The following is a 5339-nucleotide window of genomic DNA, read 5'->3' as shown; positions in this document are numbered from 1 at the left end:
GGTTCGGTCGGCCTTAGCTTATCCGACTGTCCGAAAAACCGGAACCGCCGCACGCGCAGCAAGCAGTGAAATCCTGCACAGCACCCGACACCAGTTTAGCGTAGCATTCACCGCTGACCGGAACGACCTCAGGCAGAAACCCGGGCAGGAGGGCTCCGGCCGGTGACCTGCGGCCTTCGCTTCATGCCTCGCGAACCTGATGATGCCTCACTGCCAGACGATCGCAGCCGGATTATCGGGCTCCCGCGGCGACCGACACCCACGCCAACCCTGCCCGGCGAACCCGAAACCAATGAACGCACGATTATCCGGCCAGCTGGACCTGACCGAACTTTTTGGCTCTGCAACGCCTCCGCAACGGCTGCAGTCGAGTACGCTGCAGGGGGAGCAGATGGCGCGTGACGACGACGCCATCTGCCTGCTGATCGGCTCGCCAGGGCTTGATGGGTACGGCACGGCCGCCACTGCCTCGCGCCCAGATCTTGCTGCGGCGGTGCTGGCGGATTGGCGCAAGCATGGCATCGATGTCACCTCGCACACCAGCGGTAGCTACGCGCTCGTCATCGTCGACGCCGCGCGCAGGTCTGTTTTTCTCGCCGTCGACCGCTTCGCCATCGAAACGCTGTGCTACTTCACCGACGGCAGGATCCTCGCCTTCGCCGACCGCGCCGACTGCGTCCCGGGCCACGACGGCCAACTGGACCCGCAGGCAATCTTCGACTATCTGTACTTCCACATGATCCCGGCGCCGCGGACGATCTTCCGCCAGGTACGGCGGTTGCCTGCAGCGCACGCGCTGCTCGTCGATCCGCAGGGCGTGCACGAGATTCGCCATTGGCGCTTGCGTTTCGACGAGCATGGCCGTCCTGCCTTCGATGCCGCACGAGACTCGTTCCGCAGCCTGATCCGCGACAGCGTAGCCGAACAGCTGAGCGGCCAGCGTCGGGTCGGCGCCTTCCTGTCAGGCGGCACTGACAGCTCGACGGTCGCCGGCATGCTCTGCCAGATCACCGGCACGGCGGCTCCGGTCTATTCGATCGGTTTCGACGCCGAGGGCTACGACGAGATGGAATATGCGCGCATCGCCGCCAGGCACTTCGGCTGCGAGCATCACGAGTACTATGTGACGCCAGCCGACCTGTTGGCGAGCATCCCGGCCGTGGCCAAGCATCACGACCAGCCCTTTGGCAACTCATCGGCCCTGCCGGCCTATTACTGCGCGCAAGTCGCGCAGGCCGATGGCTGCAGCAGGTTGCTGGCTGGTGATGGCGGCGATGAACTGTTCGGCGGCAACTCCCGTTACGCCATGCAGCGACTGTTCGAGTTCTACCACAGCGTACCGCAGGTCATCAGACAGGCAATCGAACCGATGTGCGCGGACCGCAGCCCCTTGCGCCGAATCCCCGGCCTGAAGCAGGCGACCGGCTACGTGCGTCACTCGCGGGTGACACTGCCGTCCCGGCTGCAGAGCTTCAACCTGCTCATGCAACTCGATCCGGCGCAGGTGCTCAACGCCGATTTCCTGACCGGGGTCGATGTGCACGAACCGGCCCGACACATGCAGGCAACCTGGGACGAATGCCAGGCCGGCAGCCTGATCAACCGCATGCTGGCCTACGACTGGCGCTACACGCTCGCCGACAGCGACCTGCCGAAGGTCCGCGGGGCGGTGCAGATGGCGGGGATCGCGGTCGCCTACCCGCTGCTCAGCGATCGCCTGACCGACTTCTCGATGACCCTGCCAGCGGACTGGAAGCTTCGGCGCTTCAAGCTGCGCTGGTTTTTCAAGGAAGCCTTGCGCGGCTTCCTGCCCGACGAAATCATCAACAAGAAGAAGAAGGGCTTCGGACTGCCATACGGTGTCTGGACAACGCGCAATCCAGCGCTGCTCGAACTGGCCCGGGACTCGCTCGACACGCTGGCAATGCGGGGAATCGTCCGCCGCGACTTCGTCGACCGGCTTCTGCGCGAGCATCTCCCGGAGCACCCGGGCTACTATGGAGAGATGGTATGGATCCTCACCATGCTCGAGCAATGGCTCCGCCGCAACGCGCACGCAGCCTGACCAGGCAGCCGCTGGCACTGCGCTGGTTCCAGCTATGGGCAAGTCGGACGCCCAACCCAGCGGCGGCACTTCGAAGATTCATGCCCCGATGACCGTTGCCGAGGAATCTACCATGAAGCGTGTCCTGATGATCGCCTACCATTTTCCACCCTTGGCAGGCAGTAGCGGCATTCAGCGCACGCTACGGTTCGTGCAACACCTCCCGGCATATGGATGGCAGCCCCTGGTCATCACTGCTGATCCCCGCGCCTACGAACGGACCAGCGATGACCTCCTGCAGGAAATCCCGACCGACACGGTCGTCCATCGCGCCTTCGCCCTCGACACCTCCCGTCATCTCGCTGTACACGGCAGGCACTTGGCGTGGATGGCACGTCCGGACCGATGGGTCAGCTGGAGGTTTGATGCCGTGCGCACGGGTCTGCGCGTGATCGGGGACTACCGACCGGATGTCATCTGGTCTACCTATCCAATCGCGACAGCGCACCTGATCGCGGCTCAGCTCCACCGGCGTACGGCAGTGCCATGGCTGGCCGATTTCCGCGATCCGATGGCTCAGGAGCGCTATCCGGCGAACCGGCGTACCCGGGAGAGGTTCATTCAGATAGAGAGCACGGCAGTGAGCGAGGCCAGGTTCAGCACCTTCACGACGCCGGGTGCCGCACGGGAGTATCGCCGGCGCTACCCCGAGGCGGCTGCACGCATCGTCGTTCTGGAGAATGGCTACGACGAAGAGAGCTTCCCCTCTACGGCACCCACGGACCACCCACCCGCACCCTTGAACGCCGGCCAGTTGACCTTGCTGCACAGCGGACTGGTATACCCGATGGAGCGCGACCCGACGCAACTGCTGCGAGCTCTGCAGGCCTTGAGAGAGACGGGAATGCTTGCACCGGGACAGCTCAAGATTCGCTTCCGGGCCGCGGTTCATGATGCCATGCTGACGCGACTTGCCCGGGAGCATGCGGTCGATGACTTGATCGAATGCCTGCCGGCGGTGGGTTATCGGGCAGCAATCGCAGAGATGCTGCGCGCAGACGGACTGCTGGTTCTACAGGCTGCGTGCTGCAACGAACAGATCCCGGCCAAGATCTATGAGTACCTGCGTGCCCGTCGACCGATCCTGGCACTCACCGATCCTGCCGGTGACACCGCGGCAACGTTGCGGGCAGCGGGCGTCAGCCACGTCGCACCGCTCGACTCGGCAGAGGCGATCGCCGCCCAGCTCATGGCATTCGTCACCGCGCTGCGACAGGCGACGGCAGCACCACCATCACCCGAGATCGTGCGCCAGGCGTCGCGCCGGGAACGGACGGCCGAGTTGGCCCGCCTGCTTGAGGCCTGTCAGGCCAGTGGCGCGTGAAGCGGGCTCGACAGAACGGAGAACACACGCACCAGACACGCTCTTACAGCAATCGACTTCCTCTGGCGTCCTGCCCACGCGTCACCGCGCCACCAAGCGGGCAACAATCTCCACCGCCATCGACGTCATCGGGTGGAGATGCAGGGCGACCGCACTCGCATGACATACGGACGGATACCGCGTATCCGGATGGTCTCACACGCTGCTCTCAGGGAGAAGGCGCAGCCTCGTTCAGCGCAGCAGACGGGCTGAAACGCGGTCGCGAAATTTGGGATCCTCTTTGGAGTACGCAGAGTCGTTGTTTTGTGATATACGACATGTTGCAAGATCAATGATGATTCCCGCTTATCAGGGCAAAGTCGCTCCAACGCTCGTGCTACACACGACGTCGAAAAGCAAACGGCTTTGTAAGGCCAAACGCATTCCGAACACCGCGCCAGATGACTGACACCAAGCCGCAATTGAGTAGCGTGCATGAACCGCTGAGTTGCTACGTTCTCACTTTCAACAGTGCGCGGCGGCTGGAGGGGGTTCTCGCATCGGTTGCCGAAGTTGCCGACGATCTGTTGGTTCTTGATTCGGGAAGCAGTGATGAGACCCAGTCAATTGCGGAGAGCCACGGAGCGCGTTTCCTAGTGCGCCAGTTCGACAACTTCCGAGATCAACGCCAGTTCGCGCTTTCGCAGTGCCTGCACAACTGGATCTTGGAACTGGATTCGGACGAGGTGGCATCCCCAGCTCTCGAAGCCCGCATTTCAGGACTAAAGCAAACACGCTTCAGTGTGGCCGGCACAGTTCCAGACGCGTTCGGTGTTCGGCGCGAGTGGTTCTTGCTCGGAAGGCAGGTCCACTGCTTTTATCCTTCGCGATGTCCGGATTGGCCGATTCGACTCTATCAGCGGTCGAAAGTTGGCTACCAAGGGGAGCGCACAGTACACGAGGCGGCATCCGGGTTTCGAAGCGCCATTCGCATCGATGCGCCCATACTTCACTACACGTGCGATTCGATCGACCAGATGTACGCCAAAGTCAACCAGTACACCACGCTACTGGCTCGAGATATGCACGGGCGCGGCATGAGAGTCGGTTGGTTTAAGATTCTCGTCCTTCCGTGGTTGATCTGGTTCAAGTTCTTCGTTCTCTTGGGTGGCTGGCGAGACGGATGGCTCGGCGTGGTACACGGACGCTATGTACGTGACACAGTGTGGCAGAAACTTGTGAAGCTGCGCTACGACTTCTTCAAGCGTTGACTACAGTTTCGCCACGGGCCCGGATTCGGCGACGGTCAGCGCTTGGGTATAGTTCAAAGGCATCCACGCACACGGATCGAGCACGATTGCGGCTGGAAACCGCTCGCGTGAGCGTCATCGAACCGACTGCTTGGCTGACCGAGACACTCAAGAAACGCCCGAATTGGCCGAGTAGCCCCATCCACGAACCGGTGCCGCTGAAGACGACAGGATGAGAGCGCCGCATCCTGTCTGGGGGATCGCTGCGCCGGACGCTTGCGCCCGATGAGCGCTCGCGCGAAGTGACGGGAACCCGCCACGCCACAACCGGAATCGTGTCCTTTCGGCAATGCTGCGTGAAATCCCTGCGCTGGGCTGGTACCTTGGCAGGCCCGTAACGACCGTTCGAGAGGCCTACCAATGTCACCGTCTCTACGTGCAACCGCCCCGCAGCTGGCCGAAACCGCTGCGGCGCTCGCCCAGTGGCGGAGCACCCGCCGCCGCAGTGCTCGCATTCCGGAGGAGCTGTGGTCGCAAGCGACCGAACTCGCCGAGCGGTACGGCATCGCCAAGGTTGCCGTCGCCCTGAAGCTCGGTGTCCTTTCGGCAGAGCTGCAAACCCGCGGCGGCGTGTTACGTCCCGCCCTATTCAAGCCTCTCCGTCCCGAGCTATTCCGGGGTG

General features: G+C 62.9%; 3 protein-coding genes and 1 pseudogene. All 4 read left to right on the top strand.

Translation table 11 applies throughout. The features are described from left to right. The first annotated feature begins 292 nt into the window (after positions 1–292). The gene (locus tag NFW30_RS03080; protein ID WP_295349795.1) at positions 293–2065 is read left to right on the top strand and encodes an asparagine synthase C-terminal domain-containing protein; all 1773 of its coding nucleotides are present in this window, start codon (positions 293–295) and stop codon (positions 2063–2065) included. A 112-nt stretch (positions 2066–2177) separates the two neighbouring features. Beyond that, on the top strand, positions 2178–3428 hold the full coding sequence (locus NFW30_RS03075) for a glycosyltransferase (RefSeq protein ID WP_295349796.1): 1251 nt from the start codon (positions 2178–2180) through the stop codon (positions 3426–3428). Between the two features lie 440 nt (positions 3429–3868). Then, positions 3869–4678 carry a glycosyltransferase family 2 protein gene (locus NFW30_RS03070; RefSeq protein WP_295349797.1) on the top strand — a complete coding sequence of 270 codons (810 nt, stop codon included), beginning with the start codon at positions 3869–3871 and terminating at the stop codon, positions 4676–4678. 399 nt (positions 4679–5077) lie between these two features. Further along, a pseudogene (locus NFW30_RS03065) lies at positions 5078–5339 on the top strand (hypothetical protein); the annotation flags it as partial.

The organism is Accumulibacter sp., from assembly GCF_023806635.1.
Lineage (GTDB): Bacteria > Pseudomonadota > Gammaproteobacteria > Burkholderiales > Rhodocyclaceae > Accumulibacter.
This window is presented reverse-complemented; position numbering and strand designations above follow the sequence as displayed.

Bases quoted from the DNA above. Each gene is read 5' to 3' on its own strand.
- NFW30_RS03080 (WP_295349795.1), top strand. From the start codon at position 293: ATGAACGCACGATTATCCGGCCAGCTGGACCTGACCGAACTTTTTGGC.
- NFW30_RS03070 (WP_295349797.1), top strand. From the start codon at position 3,869: ATGACTGACACCAAGCCGCAATTGAGTAGCGTGCATGAACCGCTGAGT.
- NFW30_RS03075 (WP_295349796.1), top strand. From the start codon at position 2,178: ATGAAGCGTGTCCTGATGATCGCCTACCATTTTCCACCCTTGGCAGGC.